The organism is Devosia sp. 919 (genome assembly GCF_013185965.1).
In the GTDB taxonomy this organism is placed as follows: Bacteria; Pseudomonadota; Alphaproteobacteria; order Rhizobiales; family Devosiaceae; genus Devosia.
Genome location: NZ_JABAOL010000001.1, coordinates 930,571 through 950,495, shown reverse-complemented (window position 1 = coordinate 950,495; position 19,925 = coordinate 930,571). Strand labels below are relative to the sequence as shown.

The window sequence follows — 19,925 nt, the reverse complement described above, 5'->3', positions numbered from 1 at the left end:
CAGCGCTGACGGGAAGGACCCGCGCGCTGCCGTCACTGCCAAGCCGTCGATAAAGGGAAAAAGATCGGGCGCCCGGATTGTTCCGCCGAGCGCACCAAGATTAGCCCAAGGGCAGCGGCCGGCTCAAAAAGGGCGAGCCCGGTTCGGCAAAGCGCCAGGGCGTATCGGCGCCCTTGGTGATGCCGATGCGCGGCCCGGTGCCGACGCGCGCCTCACCAGTTGCCGCCAGCAGGGCAAAAGGCGGCTCGTCGAGCGGCAGGCCATTGTGCCTGCCATCAATCCCCAGTGCCTGGCACAGCTTGCCCGGCCCCGAACAGAGCTGGCGATCGGGCAGGCCGCCCCGCCGCTCCCGCATCTGCGCGATGCCGGTGGTGGGCTCGAGCGCGCGGATCAACACCGCGCTGCCGGGCTCGCAAACGAAATTGAGGCACCAATGGATGCCGTAGATCTTGTAAACATAGGATTGGCCGGGCGGCCCGAACATCGCGGCGTTGCGCGGCGTCGGGCCCCGAAAGCTATGCGAGGCCGGGTCGGCCCCGTCATAGGCTTCCACCTCGACCAGCCGTCCGCCGACCCCGTCGACGAGCAGGGTCGCGCCGATCAGCTCGGCCGCGACCTGCGTCACCGGACGGTTGAAAAACGCTGCGCTTAGCAACGTTTGTGCCACTCAGGGATCCTTGAAGGCGACGCAGTCGATCTCGACCTTGCAATCCACCATCATGTGCGACTGCACGGCCGAGCGTGCCGGCGGATGTTCGCCGAAATAGCTCTTGTAAACGGCGTTGAAGCTCCAGAAATCGCGGGGATCATCGAGCCACACGCCGCAGCGCACCACATGTTCGAGCCCGTAGCCGGCTTCCTCAAGGATCGCGATCAGGTTCTTGATGGTCAGATGGGTTTGCTCGACGATGCCGGCGCCAACGATCTCGCCGTCCTTCATCGCGACCTGGCCCGAGACATAAAGGAAGCCGCCGGCTTCCACCGCGCGCGCAAATGGCAGGTTCTGCCCGCCCGCACCGCTTTTCTCCGCCCCATAGCGCTTGATCGGCATGTATCCGGCTCCTTTTCGATTTTTCCTTCTGGCCAAAACCTAGCCGCTTTCGCGCCCCCTTGCGCCCCGCGACCTCCAAAAGCCTGTGCAAAATCTTTGCGGACCGCCCGCGCAGAACCCGAGCGCCGCCGCCAACTCGATCAGTCCCCTCCCCCTTGAGGGGAGGGCTAGGGTGGAGGTCCATCGGCGGGTCACCAAACCCACCCCTCCCCAAGGAGGAGGGAGGGCAAATCACCCACATCTGGGATGAATGATCGGCCTGTTGGCCACTGATCGAAGTTAGTGCTTACCGCCGCTGCGATTGCCCTTGCCCAAGTCGCGTTCGGCCCGGACATCCTTGTCGAGCTTTTCGAAGCTTTCGATCAAACCATCGGTTTCGCCCTTGGCGCCGGCCTGCGCCTGGCGCTGGTTGACCACATTGGTTTGGTTGTCGCCTTGCAGGCTGTTCTTGCCCTGGATATCGGCGGCAAGGTCGAACTCGTCGAGGGTGGCGCCGGGCTCGCCCTGGCCGGCGGTTTTAGCGCCCTGCTGGCCGCCGCTGCGATTGCCGGTATTGCTGGAAGGATTGGCCATGTTGGTTCTCCTTTGGGTTGCACCAAAACCAACGTGTCCTTTCCCCAGATGTTCCCCCGCCATCGACTCACAGTCGCGCCAGCAAGCTTGCTGCAGTGGCGCTTTACGCCACCTGGGAGTGCACATAAGGTGGCAGCGCCGGGGGGCGTGAGGGTGGGACCAATGCGCTTGATGATGCGGAGTGTCGTGGTGCTTGGCGCCACGCTGGTTGCCATTCTGGCCAGCGGGGCGCTGGCTCAGCAAAGCCGCACCGAGCTGTTGCCCGGCATCGATCTGCCCGGCTTTGATTATGCCGTGCAACAGAACACCACCATCGGGGCCTGCCAGGCCGCCTGCGAAGACGACAATCTTTGCCGCGCCTTCACCTTCAACACCGAAGCGAACTGGTGCTTTCTCAAATCGGGCAGCGCCGATGAGGTCCCCTTCGCCGCCGCCAGTTCCGGCCGCGTCAGCCATGGCGCTTCCCCCGAAGAGATCACCGCGGCCCGCCAAACCGAACTGCCCTTTCCCGCCGCCGACCTGATCGATGCCGCCCGCCGCTTTGCCGCCGAGCTGGAACAAACCGATCCCCCGCCGCCCAATGCCAGCTATGCCGATCTCGTGGCGGAGGGGCGTGCTGCCGCCGCCGAAGCCAATCCAGCCGCCGCCATGTTGAACCTGCGCCAGGCGCTGGCGATCAACGGCAATGACCCCGCCGTTTGGCTGGAGCTGGCCGAGCTCGCCCTCACGCAAGCTGACGCAGTGGCCGGCCAATCCGAGGGCGACAACAGCTATGATCTGGGCGTGGTCGGCACCTCCGCCGCCCTCAACGGCTTTCTGGCGTCCGAAGGCGAAGCCGAGCGCGCCTATGGCCTGTCCCTCCTCGGCAGGGGCCTGGCGCGCCGCGAGATGTGGCGCGAAGCCATCGCCACCTATCGCGCCAGCATTGCCCTTGCGAATGATCCCGCCACTGCCGAGCGTCTCGAACAGGCCGTGGCCGAACACGGCTTTCGCGTTGTCTCGCATGAGGTGGATGCGGAAGCCGTATCGCCGCGCATTTGCGTTGTGTTTTCCGATCCCCTGCCCGCTGGCGATACCGACCTAACCCCGTTCGTCATGGTCGAAAACGCCCCCACGCTGGCGGTGGAAACCGAAACCAGCCAGATCTGCCTTGATGGTGCCGAACATGGCCGCCGTTACGAGATCCGCCTGCGCGCCGGCTTGCCTTCGGCTGACAACGAGACCCTGCGCAAAGATGTGGCGCTGAGTGTTTACGTGCCCGACCGCTCGCCCTTTGTGGGCTTTGCCAACAATGCCTATGTGCTGCCCGCGGGCCTTGGTGGCGGGCTGCCGATCTCCTCGATCAATGCCGAAACGGCAGAAGCCGTGATCTACCGCATCGGCGACCGCTCTATTGCCGCCGCCGTGCGCAATAATGTGTTTCGCGGCACCCTGACCGGCTATTCCGCCGAAACCGTCGCCAATGACTATGGCGAAAAGCTCTGGGAAGGCGAGGTCGACCTTGCCACCGGCGCGCGCAATGCCATGACCACGACCGCCCTCCCCGTGGCCGATGTTCTGGCCGGGGTGGCGCCCGGCGCCTATGTGATCACCGCCAGGGTCAAGGACAGCAAGAGCGAATATTGGGACGAGATCGCCACCCAATGGTTCATCGTCACCGATCTGGGCCTCACCACCATTGCCGGTGAAGATGGCGTGCATGCCTTTGTGCGCTCGCTGACCAGTGCCGAGTCGGTAGCCGATGCCAGCTTGCGCCTGGTTGCCGTCAACAACGAGATCCTGGGCGAAGGTCGCAGCGATGCGCAGGGGCGCTTCGACTTTGCGCCGGGCCTTGCCCGTGGCACCGGTGGCCGCGCGCCCCAGCTGCTCGTCGCCGAAACAGCTGCTGGCGACTATGCCTTTCTAGATGTGTCCCAGACCGCTTTCGATCTGACCGACCGAGGCGTCGAAGGGCGTCCCTCGCCCGGTCCGCTCGATCTGTTCGCCACCACCGAGCGCGGTGTGTACCGCCCCGGTGAAACCGTGTTCCTCACCGCCCTCTTGCGCGATAACCATGCCGATGCGGTCAAGGACCTGCCGCTGACCCTTGAGGTTGAGCGCCCCGATGGCGTCATTGCCTCGCGTCAATTGCTGTCCGACGGGGGTAGCGGCAGCTATCACCAGGCCCTGCCCCTGGCGGCCGAAGCCATGCGCGGCTCCTGGCATCTGCGCCTCCTGGCCGATCCCAAGGCCGAGCCGCTGGCCAACATCGCTTTCCTCGTGGAAGACTTCGAGCCCGAGCGGCTGGCCTTCGAGGTCACCGCCCCCGAGGGCCCCGTTGCGCCCGGCGAAACGGCAGCCATCGATGTTGCCGCCCGCTATCTTTATGGCGCCACCGCGCCCGATCTCAAGCTTGAGGCCGATCTGGTGCTGCGCCCGCGCACCACGCTCCCGGCTTTTCCCGGCTACCAGTTCGGCCGGCTCGATGATGCCATCGAGACGGACCGCCGCCCCCTGGGTGTCATCGCCACCACCGGCATTGACGGCACGGCCGCGGCCGAACTCGCCATCCCCGAGCTGCCCGTCACCACCAAGCCGCTCGAAGCGCAGTTGCTGTTCCGGCTCGTTGACACCAATGGTCGCCCCGTCGAGCGCAGCCTTACCCGCCCGGTACGTGCCGCGACCAACCTCATCGGCATCAAGCCCCTGTTTGGTACCGGCGACCTGCCCGAGGGCAGCGAAGCGCGGTTCGACATTCTCGTGGTCGGCCCCGACGGGGAACCCGTCGCCGCCACGGACCTGCAATGGACGCTGTCGCGCATCGAAACCAGCTACCAATGGTATCGCGACGGCAGCACCTGGAAGTGGGAGGCGATCAGCACCAGCCGCGAAGTCGCCAATGGCGAGCTCGACACCCCGGTCGATGGACCCGCCACCATCGCCGCACCCGTCGCCTCGGGCCGCTACCAGCTCGACATCGATAGCCGCGGCCCCGGCGCCACCGCTAGCAGCTACGGCTTTTATGCCGGCTACTACTATGCCGAAGCGGGCTCGGACACGCCCGACACGCTCCAGGTCGCCCTCGATAAACCAGCCTATCGCGCCGGCGACACCGCAACGCTGCGCCTTGAGCCGCAATTTGCCGGCACGGCGCTCGTCATGGTGGTCGATCAGGGCATCATCGACATGCTGGCCGTCCCCGTCCCGGCCGAAGGCACTTCGGTCTCGCTCCCCGTCACCGAGGCTTGGGGGCCGGGCGCCTATGTCACCGCCATTCTGTATCGCCCCTCCGACGCCGCCGAAAAGCGCATGCCCGCCCGCGCGCTCGGCCTCGCCTATGCCGATGTCGATCCCGGCGATCGCGTGCTCGATGTCAGCATCGAAGCGCCCGAGGTCACCCTGCCACGCCAGCCGGTGACCGCGCGCATCAAGCTCGGCAATGTCGCGCCGGGCAGCACCGCCTATGTGGCGGTCGCCGCCGTTGATCTGGGCATCCTCAATCTGACGAACTTCGCCACGCCCGATCCCGATGGCTGGTATTTCGGCCAGCGCCAGCTCGGCGTCGCCTTCCGCGATCTTTATGGCCAGCTGATCGATCCCATGCAGGGCCTGCCCGGCGCCATGCGATCCGGGGGCGATGGCGCTGGCGTCCGGCTGGGTACGCCGCCACCCACTTCGGTGCTCGTCGCGCTTCATTCAGGAACCGTTCAGGTTGATGGCGATGGGGTGGCCGAAGTGACGTTTGACCTGCCCGATTTTGCCGGCACCGTGCGCCTCATGGCCATGGCCTGGACCGATACCGCGCTAGGCCATGCCCAGGCTGATGTCGTGGTCCGCGACGCCGTGGTCACAACCCTCAGCCCACCCCGGTTCCTCCGGGACGGCGACACCTCGCGCCTCCTGCTCGAAATCAACAATATCGAAGGCGCAGCAGGAACTTACGCCCTGGCCATCAGCACCGGCGAAGGCCTTGTGGCGCAGCTGCCGCAGCCCGATGTGACCCTCGCGACCGGCGAACGGGTGGCGCTTGAGGTCGCGCTTTCGGGCACGAAAATCGGCGATTTCCCGCTCGAGCTCACCATCACCGCCCCCGATGGCACCACCCAAACCAAGCTCCTGACCCTGGGCGTGCGCGCCACCAGCAATCCCGCCACCACGCGCAACCTCCTGCCGCTCGAAGCCGGCGCCACCCTTGTGCTCGACGCCGGCGATTTCAATGGCTTGCTGCCCGGCACCGGTGAGTTGACCCTGGCGGTCGGCCCCATCGCGCGGCTCGATGTCCCCTCGCTCCTCGCCCAGCTCGACCGCTATCCCTATGGCTGCTCCGAGCAGGTCACGAGCCGGGCCATGCCCTTGTTGTACCTCAACAATACCGCATCCATGCTCGGTCTGGGCAACGATACCGAGCTTGATGAGCGCATCCGCGGCGCCATCAGGAGCCTCCTCGCCAACCAGAACTCGGGCGGCGCCTTCGGCCTTTGGGGCGCCTATGACACCACCGATCTCTGGCTCGACGCCTATGTCACCGACTTCCTGCTGCGCGCCAAGGCGCAAGGCTTTGCAGTTCCAGAGCAATCTCTCGAGATGGCGCTGGATAACCTTGCCAACCAGGTCGCCTACGCCAGCGAATTCACCGATGGCGGGGAAGGCATAGCCTATGCCCTGCATGACCTCGCCCGCGCCGGCCGCGCCGCCATCGGCGATCTGCGCTACTACGCGGAAGCCCGCCTCGACGCTTTCGCGACGCCCCTGGCCAAGGCGCAATTGGGCGCGGCGCTCGCGCTTTATGGCGATCAAACCCGCGCAGCTGCTGCGTTTTTGGCTGCGACCGACGCGCTCGCAGGGGGCGATGACCGTACCGGTTACCGCCCCGATTACGGCAGCCAGTTGCGCGACACCGCCGCTGTGCTGACCCTGGTTGCGGAGTTCGCCCCCGCCGGAGTTGATCCATCCGCTCTCGCCGCTCGCCTCAGCAAGCAGCGCAACACCGCCCAATACACCTCCACTCAGGAGGATGCCTGGACGCTCCTCGCGGCAGCAGCACTGGCCGACCAGACGGGCGCCAGCAGCATCACCCTTGCGGGCGAGCCCCTCGCCGGTGACATCTACCGGCGCTGGAGCCAGGAAGAGCTAAGCGAAAGCCCGGTCGAGCTGAGCAACACCGGCACCACGCCCACCGAAGCAATGGTGGCAGTGACGGGGGTCCCGGCCGTCGCCCCTCCCGCGAGCGAAAACGGCTTCAGCCTCAACCGGCAATATTTCCGCCCCGACGGCACCCCGGTCGACCCCACCGCCACCCCCATTGCCCAGAACGAGCAATTGGTGGTCGTGCTGACGGTCACCCCAACCACACTCGGCTCCGGGCAATATCTGGTGGTCGATCCCCTGCCCGCCGGCTTTGAGATCGAGAACCCGCGCCTGACGGGCGGTGAAGGCGTTGCCGATTTTGCCTGGCTGGAAGTCGCCACCCCCGCCCATGTGGAAGCGCGCACCGATCAATATGTCGCCGCCTTCCGCTACTGGTCCGAAGCGCCCGAGTTCTCGACGGCCTATCTCGTTCGCGCGGTCACCCCCGGCCAATTCGCCCTGCCTGGGGCTACGGTGGAGGACATGTACCGGCCAGAACTGCGCGCCAATGGGGGAGCCGGGAGCCTTGAGGTTGTCCCGGCCGGGCCATGAGCCCGGCCCTTCGTCGGCGGTGGGGCGCCCGGCGCCTCCTCGCGATCGGCCTCGTGTTGCTGGTTGTGCTGGGATCGGGCGGCGCCCTTTACCTGCGCGCGACCATCGAGGAAATCCGCGCCACTCTGCCGCCCCTGCCCGATCTGGCCACCATGCCGGTCTCGAGCGTCGTGGTGGACCGCGACGGCGCGCTGCTGCGCCCCTTCACCATCGCCGGGCGCTGGCGCTTGCCAACCACTTCCGATGCCGTCGACCGGCAATTCCTGCGCATGCTGCTGGCCTATGAAGACCGCGATTTTGCCAGCCACCATGGCATCAACTGGTGGTCGATGCTGCGCGCAGCGGGGCAGTTCGTTGGCGCGGGGGGGCGGATCGTTTCAGGCGGCTCGACCCTTTCCATGCAGGTCGCGCGGCTACTGGAGGGAGAGCCGACGCGCAATGGCTGGGGCAAGCTGCGCCGGATGGTGCATGCCGATGCTCTCGAGCGCGCGCTCAGCAAGGAGCAGATCCTTACCCTTTATCTGACCCTTGCGCCCTATGGCGGCAATCTTGAGGGCATTCGCGCCGCGAGCCTGGCCTATTTCGGCAAGGAGCCGGTCCGCCTCACCCCCGCAGAAGCTGCCCTGCTGGTGGCCCTGCCGCAATCGCCCGAAGCGCGCCGGCCCGATCGCGACCCGCAGGCGGCGCTGGCCAGCCGCAATCTGGTGCTGGAGCGGATGGTGAGCCGCGGCATTCTGACCGCCGACGATGCGGCAGCAGGCATGAGCGAACCGATCCCTACGGCCCGCCATCCCTTCCCTTTGCTGGCGCCCCATCTCGCCCAGGCCGCGCTCGTGTCAGCGCCCGGCCAACGCGAAATCCGGCTGACGCTCAAGCGCCCGCTCCAGGCCGCACTCGAGCGGCTGGGGGCGGTGCGAGCCGCCCAGTTGGGACCCGGCGTTTCGGTAGCAATCCTCGTTGCCGACCAGAGCAGTGGTGCCATTGTGGCTTCCGTGGGCTCGGCGGGCCTTTTTGCCGAGGACAGCGCCGGCTTTGTGGATATGACCAAGGCGGTTCGCTCGCCAGGCTCGACCCTCAAGCCGCTAATCTATGGGCTGGCCTTCGAACTGGGGCTCGCCCATCCCGAAAGCCTGATTGAAGACCGGCCCACCGCTTTTGGCAGCTATGTGCCGGTCAATTTCGATGGTTATAGTCGCGGGACGGTCAGCATCCGCCAGGCTTTGACGGAGTCGCTGAACATCCCTGCCGTGGTGGTGCTCGACGCCGTAGGCACTGCGCGGCTGGTGTCGCGGCTGCGCCGCGCAGGCGCTAACCCGCTCTTGCCCAAAGGCGCCGCGCCGGGGCTGGCGATGGGCTTGGGCGGCGTCGGGTTGACCTTGCGCGGTCTGGTTGGGGTTTATGCTGCGCTTGGCCGCGGCGGCACCCCGGTCCACTTGCATGAAACACTGACCCAGGCCGACGAACCACCACTGGCAGCCCCGGTGCTGGATGCCACCGCGGCCTGGTATGTCGCCGACATTTTGGGTGACGTGCCGCCGCCGCTCAATGGCTCTCCCGGCCGTATCGCCTACAAGACTGGGACCTCCTATGGCTACCGCGATGGCTGGGCGATCGGATTCGATGGTCAGACTGTGATCGGTGTCTGGGTTGGCCGCCCCGATGGCGCGCCAGTTCCGGGCCTTTCGGGTGTGTGGAGTGCTGCGCCGATCCTGTTCGAGAGTTTTGATCGGCTCGGGGCACCCGCCGTGCCTCTGCGCCAGCCGCCTCCGGGCGTGCTGCACGTGGCGAATTCGGAACTGCCTCAGCCCCTGCGCCGCTTTCGGCATCCTGATGAAACAAGGGTAGCCCAGCAGAGCGGGCCAGAGATTGCTTTTCCCCTCGACGGGGTCGACCTTGATCTGGGGCTCGCAGGGGGATCCGACAGCCCCTTGACGGTCAAGATCCGCAACGGCGCCCCACCCTTTACCTTTTTCGCCAACGGCGCGCCGATCGGGAGTTCGGCCTTTGCTCGCCAGAACAGCTGGCATCCCGATGGACCTGGCTTTGTTGAACTGGCCGTGGTCGATGCGCAAGGGCGCGCAGATTCGGCCACGGTGTTTGTTCAATAACGGCCATGACTTATGTATGCTCATTTGTGATGCAACCGAACTGGTTAGCCGTTTATTTACCGTGTTAGAAATCAGTCGGGGATTGCGTGTTGATCAAACTTGAGCGCCTGTTACCCAAAACTCGGGTGCCCTGGGACGCAGTGGTGGTGACCGTGCGGGAGTCTCTGGGGCGAACTGTGGCCGATGTTGCCGCAGTGGATGTAATCGCCGACTTTCCCCTGCCGGTGCCGGCGGCCCTGGCCGCCGCCGAGGAGCTACGGCGCAAGACGGGTCTCAACCGCATCGTCGTAATGGTGGAAGACGAGCGGCTTTGGCGCAATGACTGGGGCGAACTGGCCTGAAGTCACCGAAGTTCGCCGGCCGATACCTGATAAGCTGCCGCGGGCTTTACTTTCCCACCGCGAGCGCTTATTTGTGCAGCATACGCGTTTCCAGCCCAAGCGGCTGCGGATTTTCGGCGCGGCTTCCTTCGTTTTATTGCGCAGGTTTATCAACCGCAGGCTCATGGCCGAGCGGTTATTGAGCTCGACCTGATAGGGTTGGGAAGCGCTGCCATCGCCACGATGCTAACCATCATGGTCGATTTGCCGGAGAGCTGAAACCGAAGCGCGTTGTTCGCCCTTACTCGTCGAGGGGCAGGCTTGGCGGCCAGGTTCAATGTGAACCGACCGCCGAGGCGGCGCCGGATTGGTGCCAGCCAGCCCTCCCCTTGCCGAACCATCAACCCTGCGCGCGCCCAACTCTTTTTGGCCCGCAGGAACTCGCCCCAAAGCGCCACAGGCGCTCAGCGAGTTAGCATAGCCCCCGCTCCAGTGGGGCTCCTAGAACGAGACCGAATGACACATACCGACTACACTGCCCCCGCCGAGCTTTTCCTTGGCCGTGATCACCAGACTGCCTTCGAACAGGGGGCCAAGCGGTTCCCGACCGCTGCCCAGGCCATCCGCTTTGCCGTTGAGGAAGCTGCACCCGTGAGCCTGCATGGGGCACTGCTCCAGGTGGGCACCAAGGCTTATCGTAAGCATGAACTCACTCAGCTTTACCGCAGCGCCGATTTCCCGCTGCCGCGCAAGCACTGATCAACTTGGCGGCAACGCGCCGCACAACCTAGCTGCAAAGATCAACAGACCGGCGCCAGAAGTGATCTGGCGCCGGTCTTTTGTTTCGGGCGTGGTTTGCGGGTCGTCCGGCTCACGCGGCAAGCTTTACTGGATCTTGACGCCCGCCTCGGCAATCACTGGCGCCCAGCGCTGCACTTCGGCCTGCACATATTCCCCCAGTTCCTCGGGTGTGGAGCCGACCACAACAGCCCCTACTTCCGCCAAACGGGCCGTCACAGCGGGATCCTTGACCGCGGCGACCGCTGCCTCGTTAAGCTTGGCGATCACTTCGGGCGGCGTCCCAGCTGGCGCGAAAAGCGCATTCCAGGTGTTGGTTTCGTAACCGGGAACTCCAGATTCATCCATGGTCGGCAGGTCGGGGAAGCTGGGCGAGCGCTCGAGCGTCGTAACCGCCAGCGCCCGCAGCGTACCGCCCTTCATGTGCTCGCTCGCAGATGGCAGATTGTCGAAGATGATGGGCACGGCGCCGCTGATGGCGTCCACCAGTGCAGGGCCCGAACCCTGATAGGGAACGTGAACCATCTCCACCCCGGCCATGGATTTGAACACTTCGCCTGAAAGGTGGAGGGGCGTGCCATTGCCCGAAGAGGCGTAGGCATATTCTTCGGGCTTGCTCTTGAGCTCGGCAATCAGCTCCTCGACAGTGTTGGCTGGGAAATCAGGATTGACCAGAAGCACATTAGGCACCGTCACCAGCAGGGAGATCGGCGTGAAGTCGGCCACCGGATCAAAGGGCGGCGTGGTGTAAAGCGAGGCGCTGAGGGCATGGGTGGCGATGGTGCCCATCAGGATCGTGTAGCCGTCTGGAGCTGCGTCGGCCACCGCAGTGGCGCCGAGCACGCCCCCGGCACCGGCCTGGTTGACCACCAGCACCTGCTGGCCAAGTTGCTGGCTCATGGCTTCGGCAACAACGCGCCCCACCAGATCGGTGGAGCCGCCGGGTGCAAAGGGCACAACGAGGTTGATGGACTTGGTGGGGAAATTGTCTTGCGCCAAGGCTGGAGTGACCAGGGCTGAGGCGAGTGACAAGGCGGCGACAAGCAAAGACGTTGGTTGCATATATTCCTCCCGAATGATGGGGCGAAGCCGCTCTGCGGCGGACATTCGCCCGTTTGGTGTAGCTTGAAAAGCGGTCTCAGTCCTCCTCGACAAAAACCTCCTGCCGTTTCTTGCGGATATTGGGCAGCACCGCAATCACCACCGCCAGAACCGCCAGGGCGAGCAGGGTTGCCGAGATGGGCCGGGTGACAAAGATCATCGGATCGCCCCGCGAGATGATCATGGCGCGGCGCAGATGCTCTTCGAGCAGCGGCCCCAGCACAAAGCCCAGCAGCAGCGGCGCCGGCTCGCAACCGAACCGGATCAGCACATAACCGACAATGCCGAAGAACCCGATGGCATAGATGTCGTAGATGTTCTGGTTGATCGAGAAACACCCGATGCAGGCGAAGAGCACGATGGCCGGAAACAGCGCCCGGTAAGGAATGGACAGCAGTTTCACCCAAAGCCCGATCAGCGGCAGGTTAAGCAGCACCAGCAGGACATTGCCGATCCACATCGAGGCGATGATACCCCAGAACAGCGCCGGCTGGTCGTTGATGACGTTGGGGCCAGGCGTGATGCCCTGAAGAATAAAGGCACCCACCATCAGCGCCATCACGGGATGAGCGGGAATACCCAGCGTCATCAGCGGAATAAAGCTGGTTTGGGCCGCAGCATTATTGGCCGATTCCGGCCCGGCCACGCCTTCGATGGCGCCGTGTCCGAATTCCTGTGGATTCTTGCTCAGCCGCTTTTCAGCGGAATAGGAGGCAAAGGACGCCAGTATATGCCCGCCACCGGGCAGGATACCGAGCACCGACCCCAGTGCCGTGCCGCGCAGCACGGGCCCCGTGGAGCGGCGGAAATCTTCCTTGGTCAGCCACAGATTTTTGACGGCCTTGACCATGATCTCGCGGCCTTTTTCGACCTCCAGATTGCGCAGGATTTCGGCGACGCCGAAGATGCCCACGGCAACCGACACGAAGTTCAAGCCGGAATAAAGCTCGCGGATGCCGAAGGTGAAGCGCGGCTGGCCGGTATAGATGTCCTGCCCAACCATGCCCAGCAGCAGGCCCAGCACGATCATGGCGAGCGCCTTGAGGATCGAGCCATGGGCCAGGGCAATGGAGACCAGAAGCCCCAGCACGATCAGAGCGAAATATTCAGGCGCCCCGAAATTAAGGGCAGCGCGCGCCAGGGGCGGCGCGAAAAAGGCCAGCAGCAGCGTGCCAACGGTCCCGGCGAAAAACGAGCCCAGCGCCGCGGTGGCGAGGGCCGGGCCCGCCCGACCCTGCTTGGCCATCTGGTAACCGTCGATGGCGGTTACGGCCGAGGAGGATTCACCGGGCAGATTGATCAGGATCGCCGTGGTCGAGCCGCCATATTGCGCGCCGTAATAGATACCGGCGAGCATGATCAATGCGGTAGCCGGCGAGAGCGAAAAGGTAATCGGCAGGAGCATGGCGATGGTGGCGGTAGGCCCGATGCCGGGCAATACGCCCACCAGGGTGCCCAGCAGGACGCCGATGAAACAATAAAAAATGTTGATCGGATCGAGCGCGACGGAAAAGCCAAGTCCAAGCGAAGCAATGATATCCATGGCTGTCTCCTATCGCCCGAGCCAAGGGCCGACGAGCGGCACGGAAAAGCCAAGTCCGATCACAAAGATCAGCGCGCACATCACCGTCAGTCCCACCGCCAAGATCGCGGCAAAGACGGGCGAATTGTTGCGGCTGGCCATCGCGGTGGCGAACGCAGAAATGAAGACCACGGGCACAAAGCCGAGGCCCCGGATCGTTGCGGCAAAAAAGATGATCGTGCCGAGAATCAGCACGATCGCCCGCCAGGACGGCGGCGAACGTGTTTCCTTGTCGGGCTTGCCCAAACCGCTGATGGCGACGGCAGCGCCCAGCGCTACCAGTACCCCGCCCAGCATGAGCGGCATGAAGCCGGGGCCCATGCGGAAAGCCGTTCCGATTTCATAGTGGAGGGCTTCAGTGGCGAAGTAGGTCCCGAAGGCTACGAATAGCCCGCCCGAAACGAGCTCCTTAGTCGATGCATTGACCGCCATCAGCCGGTCACTCCTTTTTCTGCGCTCAGGTGCAGTGTCGATACGCCCGGGGGTGAGGCCGCGGCACATGGCGCCACGACCTCGACACTGGACAGCTCACGAAGGGCCGAATCCGGCCCCGCGCGCGTTATTCGGCGAACACGCCGGCGGCTTCGATGACACCCTTCCACAGCGCGATCTGGCTGGTCAGGGTTTCGGCAAGCGCTTCGGGAGTGGCTTCATCGGCAGACACCGGGACCGTGCCCAGTTCGGCAAAGCGGCTCACCACGGTCTCGTTGGCCAAAGCGGCTTGGAGCGCGGTTTCGAGCTTTTCGATGATGGCGGCATCGGTGCCGGCGGGGGCATAAAGGCCGTGCCAAACGCCGATCTCGAGCTCAAGACCGCCTTCGGCCGTGGTCGGCAGGTCGGGCAAATTGCTCAAACGGTCTGGCGTCGTCACCGCATAGGCCTTCACTTCGCCGGCCTGGATCTGGCTCGTCGTATTGGTGGTCTGGTCGCAGATCATGTCGATCTGGCCGCCGATGATGTCGGTCATGGCCGGGCCGGCACCCTGATAGGGCACGGTGGTCATTTGCGTATCAAGCGCGTTCATCAGCAGCATGCCGCACAACTGGCTCGCCGAACCGATGCCGGCATGGGCATAGGTGATGTTCTCGCCATTGGCCTTGATGTATTCAAGCAGCTCGGACAGCGTGCTGGGCTCGAAATCCTTGCGCGCCACCAGGGTCATCGGCACCGAAGTGATGAGCCCGATCGGCTCGAAATCGGTGGTCGGGTCATAGGGCAGACTGCGATAGAGGCTGGGCGCCGTCGACATGCCGATATGGTGCAACAGCAGCGTGTAGCCGTCATTGGGCGCGGTCGCGACCTGGCCGGCACCCAGCGTGCCGCCCGCGCCACCCACATTTTGAATCACCACCTGCTGGCCCAGATCGGCGCTCATCACTTCGGCAACAAGGCGCGCAACCGTGTCGGTCGGCCCGCCGGCCGAGAACGGCACCACGACCGTGATCGGCTTGGTCGGGTAATCCTGCGCGAAGGCGGTGGAGGCAAGGCCGAGGCCGGCAACGAAAGCGCCAGCGGCAAGGGCAGTCAAAGTCTTTTTCATTGTTGATCCTCCCGGGGGATAAGCAAGGGGCAGCAGATCGTGCCCACCCCGATGCTGGAAGCTTTGCAATCGCCGTGCCAAGCGGCATACGCAAGGCAGATATGCATGGAGCTTCTGGCGTGCTAGCAGTTCCGGCAAGAACTTGCCGAGCTTCTACCAAGATCTGGCAAAAACCTGCCAGGGAGACGAATGCCCCAACTCTTCACCCCATTGGCCAGCACCAACCGCGCGCAGCTGGCGCGAGCACTGGGCGCATTGGTGCTGGTGACCGCGGTAGGCTGGGCGTGCCTCGAGTTCGCCTTGGCCGGCGCGATCCGCAATGCTGGGCATGAAGCGGATCGGCGGCTTGCCCTCTTCGATCGCACGCTTGAGGCCATCATCGAGCGCTTTCATTATCTTCCCTCCTCGGTAGCCCTTGCCGCCGAAGCGCGCGACCTGCTGCAAAGCCCCGCCAACGACGAGTTGCGCGAGCGCGCCAATGGCTTTTTGTCCAAGCTCAATGATGCGGCCGGCGCGAGCGAATTGTTCATCATGAGCACGGATGGGCAGGTGGTCGCCGCATCCAACTGGTGGGCCTATGACAGCTTGCTCGGCGAGAAACTCGGCTATCGCCCTTATTTCGAAGAAGCGATGTTCGATGGCGACGCCAAATTCTATGCGGCGGGCACGGTCACCGGTGTTGCCGGCTATTTCCTGGCCCGCCGGATCGATGGCCCGGACGGGCCGCTGGGCGTTGCAGTGACCAAGATCAATCTCGGGGAGATCGAGGCGACCTGGTGGCGTTCGGGCGAGTTGATCGCCATTGTCGATAACAACGCTGTCGCCATCTTGTCGACGCGGCCGGACTGGCGCTATCGCCCGCTCCTGGCGCCCTCCCCAGCCGAGCTGTCCCGCATCACCGACCAGCGCCGCTATGGCGACGGGGGCTGGGTGGAAACGCCTATCGCCGCCGATATCTGGCCCTCGCGCGGCACCCAGCTGGCTTATCTCACCGGCCAGGACAGCGAAACCCGGGGCCTATTCACTGTCGATGAGATGCGCCTGCCCACCCATCAATGGCGGCTGGTGTCCTTTACGCCCATGACCCCGCTGTTCCGTTCGGCCTGGATTGCCGCGGCTGCGGGCGGGCTGGGCGCCGCGGCCGTGCTCCTCATCCTCGCGCTTCTCTGGCAACGCCAGCGCATCGTCGCCCAACGCCTTGCCGATCACGAACAGCTCGAGCAGCGCGTGGCCGAACGCACGGAAGCCGTTCACGTCGCCAATGAAGCTTTGCGCGCCGAGATTGCCGAGCGCATTCACGCCGAGCGCGCGCAGGCTGAAGCGCAGGCGGGGCTGGTGCAGGCGGCCAAGCTCGCCAGCCTTGGCCAGGCGCTTGCGGGGGTAGCCCATGAGGTCAGCCAACCCGTCGCGGCGCTGACCACGCACTTGGCCAGTGCCAAGCTCATCGCTACCCGCTCGCCCAATACGGATATCACCCCGATCCTGGTCACCATGGACAAGGTGGTCGATCGCCTCGCGGCCCTCACGAGCCATCTCAAGACCTTTGCGCGCAAGGACACGCGCACCGAACAGCAGTCCGAGCTGGGCAGCGTCATCAACAACGCCCTCGACCTCGTCGACCACAAGCTGCGCGCCTTTGGCATTGATGTGGAATATCAGCGCCATCGCGCCGCGCTGCCGGCCACCGGCAATCCCGTTCATCTCGAACAGGTTGTGATCAACCTCCTGTCCAACGCCGCCGATGCGATGGAACATAGCGCGGTGCGGGTGCTGTCAATTGGCGTGCACCGGCATGAGCGCAGCGCCGAGATAGTGGTCACCGATACCGGGACCGGCATCGCCCCGGCCGATCTGGGCAATGTCTTCGACCCATTCTACACCACCAAGGAAGTCGGGCGCGGGCTGGGCCTCGGCCTTGCCATATCCTATGGGCTGGTGCGCGATCTGGGGGGCGCCATCACCGTACGCAGCTCTCCCGAGCAGGGCTCCACCTTCACCGTCCGCCTTCCCCTTGCCCACTCCAGTGTTGCGGAGAAACTATTCGCATGAGCGATCCCCTGGTTCTAATTGTTGACGATGAGGAGATGGTGCGCACGGCCCTTGCGCAATGGTTGCGCCTCTCCGGCTTTGCCGTGGAGGTCGCGACCAGCGCCGCCGAAGCCCTGCTGGCGCTCGATGATGTGCATCCCGATGTAGTGCTGACCGATGTGCGCATGCCGGGGCTGTCGGGCATGAACCTGTTGCGCACTGTTCGTGACCGCGCGCTGCCCACCGAGGTCATCCTCATCACCGGTCATGGCGACGTGCCAATGGCGGTTGAAGCCATGCGCGCGGGCGCCTTTGATTTTCTGCAAAAGCCCTATGTGCCGGACGAACTCGTCGCCAGCCTGCATCGCGCCGTGTCGCAGGCCGCGCTCAAGCGCGAAATCGCCCAGCTGCGGCGGCGCCTCGATGGGGGCGAAAATGAACTCGCCGCCCGCCTGGTCGGCGCCTCAGGGATCATGGAAGAGCTGCGCCATGCCATCCGTGAGCTCGCCCCCATTCCCACCGACGTCGTGGTGCTGGGGGAAACCGGCACGGGCAAGGAAGTGGTCGCCCGGTGCCTGCATGATTTCTCCCCCCGCGCCAAGGGCCCGTTCGTCGCCGTTAACTGCGCCGCGATCCCGGCCGAGCTCATTGAATCGGAGTTGTTTGGCCATGAAGGGGGGGCCTTCACCGGCGCCAAGGGCCAGCGTATCGGCAAATTCGAGTTCGCCAATGGCGGCACGCTGCTGCTCGACGAGATCGAATCCATGCCCCTGCTCGCCCAGGCCAAGGTGCTGCGGGTGATCCAGGAGCGCACCGTGGAGCGCCTCGGCTCCAACCGGCAGATCCCGCTCGATCTGCGCATTGTTGCCGCGTCCAAGGTCGATCTGCGCGCCGAGTCAGAGGCGGGGCGGTTTCGCGCGGACCTGTTTTATCGCCTCAACATGGCGACGCTCCAGCTGCCCCCCATGCGTGAGCGCGGTGACGATTGCGTCATGCTGTTCCACCATTTCCTTGCCCAAGCCGCCCACCGCTTTGGCCGACCGGTGCCTCCGCTCCACCCGGCCGACATCAATGCCCTGGTGATGCATTCCTGGCCGGGCAATGTGCGCGAGTTGCGCGCCGCCGCCGAACGCTTTGCGCTAGGTCTTCACCCGTCGGGCCATTCGCTCCAGGCGATCCTTGATCCGCGCATCAAGGCGGTGCCAGTTTCGGGCCTGAGCCTGGCCGATCGTGTCGCGAGCTATGAACGGCACGTCATCGAGGCCGAACTGTCTCTCCACGCCGGCTCGGTCGCGGCCGTTGCCGAAACCCTCCAGGTCCCCCGGCGAACGCTTAGCGAGAAAATGACCCGCCTCGCGGTCCGAAGAAGCCTGCAGGAGACGTAAACGCATCTGGTTGCCAGCCGGCGCGGCCGCCGGCTGGCAACCGTCTCCCAAGGGAAAGCTGGCGCACTCACAACCGACCTCGCCGAGCACTGCGGCAAAGGCGGGTGGAATAATCTAAGTCATGGAAAAGAAGTGGCGCGCCCTAAGAGATTCGAACTCCTGACCCCCAGATTCGTAGTCTGGTGCTCTATCCAGCTGAGCTAAGGGCGCGCAGGCCATGTCTGGCCGCCTGGTGTGGGAGGCGGTTGGAACCGCTCTCTGCAGCAAGCGCGGCAACCCATACATGGGTGATCCGGGGTTGGCAAGGCCGTGCCGGGAAAATCCACAGGGCCTCACGACAAGCGCAGCGATAAGGGCAAGATCAGCTCGAAGCGGGTTCCCTGGTCCTGTTGGGCCAGCACCAGCCGCCCGCCATGGGCCTCGGCGATTTCGCGCGCGATTGCCAGACCAAGTCCGGTGCCGCCCGCGCGGGCGGAGCCTTCAAAGGCGACGAACAAATTGTCGCGGGCGCGCGGGGGGAGTCCTGGCCCATTGTCGCTCACCGCAATAACAAGGCCATCGTCGCGCTCCCCGGCGGATACGCTGACCTGGGGCGACTCCACCTTGACGCCAGCAGCCTCGAGCGCCTCACGGGCATTCTTCAACAGATTCACCAGCAATCGGCCGAGCTGGGTTTGGTCGACATTGAGGCGCAGCTCCTGAGGCGTTTCATTGTGGAAGCTGATCGTTGGGTGCCCCACAAGGCGGGCATCAAAGGCTGCGTCCTCCACCAGGGCACGCAACGCCACCGGCGCCAGTACCGGCAGCGCAGCGCTTTCACGGCCGTAATCCAGCACCGATTGGGCAAAGCCGATTGCCTTGTCGAGGGTGGTCACGAGGCGGGGCGCGAGGCGCTGCACCTTGGGATCGTCAAGGGTGGCCACCTGGTCGGACAGCAATTGGGCCGAGGTCAGGGTGTTGCGCAAATCATGATTGATCTTGGCGACGGCGAGCCCGAGATCGGCCAGATGCTGGCGCTGACGCAGCATCGAGAACAGATCGGCCTCCATGGCGGCCAGTTCCCGCTCGGCAATGCCGATCTCGTCGCGGCGGCCGGACGGGGCCAGGATCAGGCTCGCATTTTCCGGCGCCTGCCGGAAGGCCAGCATATTGGCGGTGAGCCGGCGCACCGGATAGATGAACAGCCGGCTGACCATCAGGTAAAGAGCCACGGCAGTCAGCGCGGCGATGATGAAGGACACCAGCACAATATCGCGGGAATAATCCAGCAGGTCCTGCCGCAATGGGCGTTCGGGCATCAGCACTTCAAGCAGGCTTTCGTCGACATCCCCCTCCCCCACAATACGCAGGGTCCGTCCCGGGCCGGCAAACAGCGTATCCATGGCACCCATGATCAAGGCAAAGGGATTGGATTCGCGGATATCGGCCGTAACCACGCGGTCGGGCGTGATCGGCTCGGTCAGCTCGATCATCTGACTTTGCCCTTCGCGCCGATACACAATGGCGTTGGCACCCGCCGAGGTCAAAAGCCGATCGGTGAGGCTGCGCGGGAGGGCTGGCACATCGGGCACGGCATCGAGCACGCGGGCTGCCACCATGCCGACGCGCATGCGGTCATTGAGCCAATTGGCGCGGAAGCTGGCGACGGACGGCAGATACACCACCACCTCCACCGTCAGGATCACGGCGATGATGGTGACAATGAGTTTGATGGACAGGCCGGAGAACCGGCCCGGCATAACATTGCGCGCGGCTGTCATCCCAGCCATTATAGTCAATTG

At 64.7% G+C, this 19,925-nt stretch carries 14 protein-coding genes and 1 tRNA gene; 6 read left to right on the top strand and 9 right to left on the bottom strand.

Annotation, left to right across the window (positions count from 1 at the left end; translation table 11 throughout):
• Nucleotides 1-100: 100 nt before the first annotated feature.
• The 3 genes from HRQ64_RS04545 to HRQ64_RS04535 form a co-directional block, all read right to left on the bottom strand.
• Complete coding sequence (locus tag HRQ64_RS04545; RefSeq protein ID WP_349236669.1) at nucleotides 101-667, bottom strand: DNA-3-methyladenine glycosylase; 567 nt, start codon at nucleotides 665-667, stop codon at nucleotides 101-103.
• Nucleotides 668-1,051: a RidA family protein gene (locus HRQ64_RS04540; RefSeq protein ID WP_172122372.1), complete on the bottom strand. Its 384-nt coding sequence runs from the start codon at nucleotides 1,049-1,051 to the stop codon at nucleotides 668-670. It lies immediately after the preceding gene.
• A 279-nt stretch (nucleotides 1,052-1,330) separates the two neighbouring features.
• Nucleotides 1,331-1,624 (bottom strand): hypothetical protein, encoded by a 294-nt coding sequence (locus tag HRQ64_RS04535; RefSeq protein ID WP_127751943.1) that lies wholly within the window; start codon nucleotides 1,622-1,624, stop codon nucleotides 1,331-1,333.
• A 171-nt stretch (nucleotides 1,625-1,795) separates the two neighbouring features.
• Here HRQ64_RS04535 and HRQ64_RS04530 point away from each other — a divergent pair, with 171 nt between their 5' ends.
• From HRQ64_RS04530 to HRQ64_RS04515, 4 genes are all read left to right on the top strand, one after another.
• Entirely contained in the window at nucleotides 1,796-7,282 is a 5,487-nt protein-coding gene (locus tag HRQ64_RS04530) for an alpha-2-macroglobulin family protein (protein ID WP_248307239.1), read from the top strand.
• Nucleotides 7,279-9,390 (top strand): penicillin-binding protein 1C, encoded by a 2,112-nt coding sequence (gene pbpC / locus HRQ64_RS04525; RefSeq protein ID WP_172122370.1) that lies wholly within the window; start codon nucleotides 7,279-7,281, stop codon nucleotides 9,388-9,390. Before HRQ64_RS04530 ends, pbpC begins: the two co-directional genes overlap by 4 nt.
• 86 nt (nucleotides 9,391-9,476) lie before the next feature.
• Complete coding sequence (locus HRQ64_RS04520; protein ID WP_127751940.1) at nucleotides 9,477-9,731, top strand: hypothetical protein; 255 nt, start codon at nucleotides 9,477-9,479, stop codon at nucleotides 9,729-9,731.
• Between the two features lie 495 nt (nucleotides 9,732-10,226).
• Nucleotides 10,227-10,469, top strand: coding sequence for a hypothetical protein (locus HRQ64_RS04515; protein WP_172122369.1), 243 nt, complete (start codon nucleotides 10,227-10,229; stop codon nucleotides 10,467-10,469).
• A gap of 126 nt (nucleotides 10,470-10,595) precedes the next feature.
• Here HRQ64_RS04515 and HRQ64_RS04510 read toward each other — a convergent pair whose 3' ends face one another.
• The 4 genes from HRQ64_RS04510 to HRQ64_RS04495 form a co-directional block, all read right to left on the bottom strand.
• Nucleotides 10,596-11,570 (bottom strand): tripartite tricarboxylate transporter substrate binding protein, encoded by a 975-nt coding sequence (locus HRQ64_RS04510; protein ID WP_172122368.1) that lies wholly within the window; start codon nucleotides 11,568-11,570, stop codon nucleotides 10,596-10,598.
• Nucleotides 11,571-11,646: 76 nt separating this feature from the next.
• Nucleotides 11,647-13,152, bottom strand: a complete 1,506-nt coding sequence (locus HRQ64_RS04505; RefSeq protein WP_172122367.1) for a tripartite tricarboxylate transporter permease — start codon at nucleotides 13,150-13,152, stop codon at nucleotides 11,647-11,649.
• Nucleotides 13,153-13,161: 9 nt separating this feature from the next.
• Complete coding sequence (locus HRQ64_RS04500) at nucleotides 13,162-13,623, bottom strand: tripartite tricarboxylate transporter TctB family protein (protein WP_172122366.1); 462 nt, start codon at nucleotides 13,621-13,623, stop codon at nucleotides 13,162-13,164.
• 127 nt (nucleotides 13,624-13,750) lie between these two features.
• Nucleotides 13,751-14,731 (bottom strand): tripartite tricarboxylate transporter substrate-binding protein, encoded by a 981-nt coding sequence (locus HRQ64_RS04495; RefSeq protein WP_172122365.1) that lies wholly within the window; start codon nucleotides 14,729-14,731, stop codon nucleotides 13,751-13,753.
• Between the two features lie 189 nt (nucleotides 14,732-14,920).
• Between HRQ64_RS04495 and HRQ64_RS04490 the strand changes: the two genes are divergently transcribed.
• Nucleotides 14,921-16,780 (top strand): ATP-binding protein, encoded by a 1,860-nt coding sequence (locus HRQ64_RS04490; RefSeq protein WP_172122364.1) that lies wholly within the window; start codon nucleotides 14,921-14,923, stop codon nucleotides 16,778-16,780.
• Nucleotides 16,777-18,144: a sigma-54 dependent transcriptional regulator gene (locus HRQ64_RS04485; RefSeq protein WP_172122363.1), complete on the top strand. Its 1,368-nt coding sequence runs from the start codon at nucleotides 16,777-16,779 to the stop codon at nucleotides 18,142-18,144. The genes HRQ64_RS04490 and HRQ64_RS04485 overlap by 4 nt, the downstream gene beginning before the upstream one ends.
• Before the next feature lie 133 nt (nucleotides 18,145-18,277).
• Here HRQ64_RS04485 and HRQ64_RS04480 read toward each other — a convergent pair.
• Nucleotides 18,278-18,354, bottom strand: a tRNA-Arg gene (locus HRQ64_RS04480).
• Between the two features lie 122 nt (nucleotides 18,355-18,476).
• Entirely contained in the window at nucleotides 18,477-19,913 is a 1,437-nt protein-coding gene (locus HRQ64_RS04475; protein ID WP_172122362.1) for a HAMP domain-containing sensor histidine kinase, read from the bottom strand.
• Nucleotides 19,914-19,925: the final 12 nt, after the last annotated feature.

Coding starts and splice junctions, on each gene's coding strand:
- HRQ64_RS04495 (WP_172122365.1), bottom strand. CDS start 14,731: ATGAAAAAGACTTTGACTGCCCTTGCCGCTGGCGCTTTCGTTGCCGGC.
- HRQ64_RS04510 (WP_172122368.1), bottom strand. CDS start 11,570: ATGCAACCAACGTCTTTGCTTGTCGCCGCCTTGTCACTCGCCTCAGCC.
- HRQ64_RS04505 (WP_172122367.1), bottom strand. CDS start 13,152: ATGGATATCATTGCTTCGCTTGGACTTGGCTTTTCCGTCGCGCTCGAT.
- HRQ64_RS04540 (WP_172122372.1), bottom strand. CDS start 1,051: ATGCCGATCAAGCGCTATGGGGCGGAGAAAAGCGGTGCGGGCGGGCAG.
- HRQ64_RS04490 (WP_172122364.1), top strand. CDS start 14,921: ATGCCCCAACTCTTCACCCCATTGGCCAGCACCAACCGCGCGCAGCTG.
- HRQ64_RS04485 (WP_172122363.1), top strand. CDS start 16,777: ATGAGCGATCCCCTGGTTCTAATTGTTGACGATGAGGAGATGGTGCGC.
- HRQ64_RS04500 (WP_172122366.1), bottom strand. CDS start 13,623: ATGGCGGTCAATGCATCGACTAAGGAGCTCGTTTCGGGCGGGCTATTC.
- HRQ64_RS04530 (WP_248307239.1), top strand. CDS start 1,796: ATGATGCGGAGTGTCGTGGTGCTTGGCGCCACGCTGGTTGCCATTCTG.
- HRQ64_RS04515 (WP_172122369.1), top strand. CDS start 10,227: ATGACACATACCGACTACACTGCCCCCGCCGAGCTTTTCCTTGGCCGT.
- pbpC (WP_172122370.1), top strand. CDS start 7,279: ATGAGCCCGGCCCTTCGTCGGCGGTGGGGCGCCCGGCGCCTCCTCGCG.
- HRQ64_RS04475 (WP_172122362.1), bottom strand. CDS start 19,913: ATGGCTGGGATGACAGCCGCGCGCAATGTTATGCCGGGCCGGTTCTCC.
- HRQ64_RS04535 (WP_127751943.1), bottom strand. CDS start 1,624: ATGGCCAATCCTTCCAGCAATACCGGCAATCGCAGCGGCGGCCAGCAG.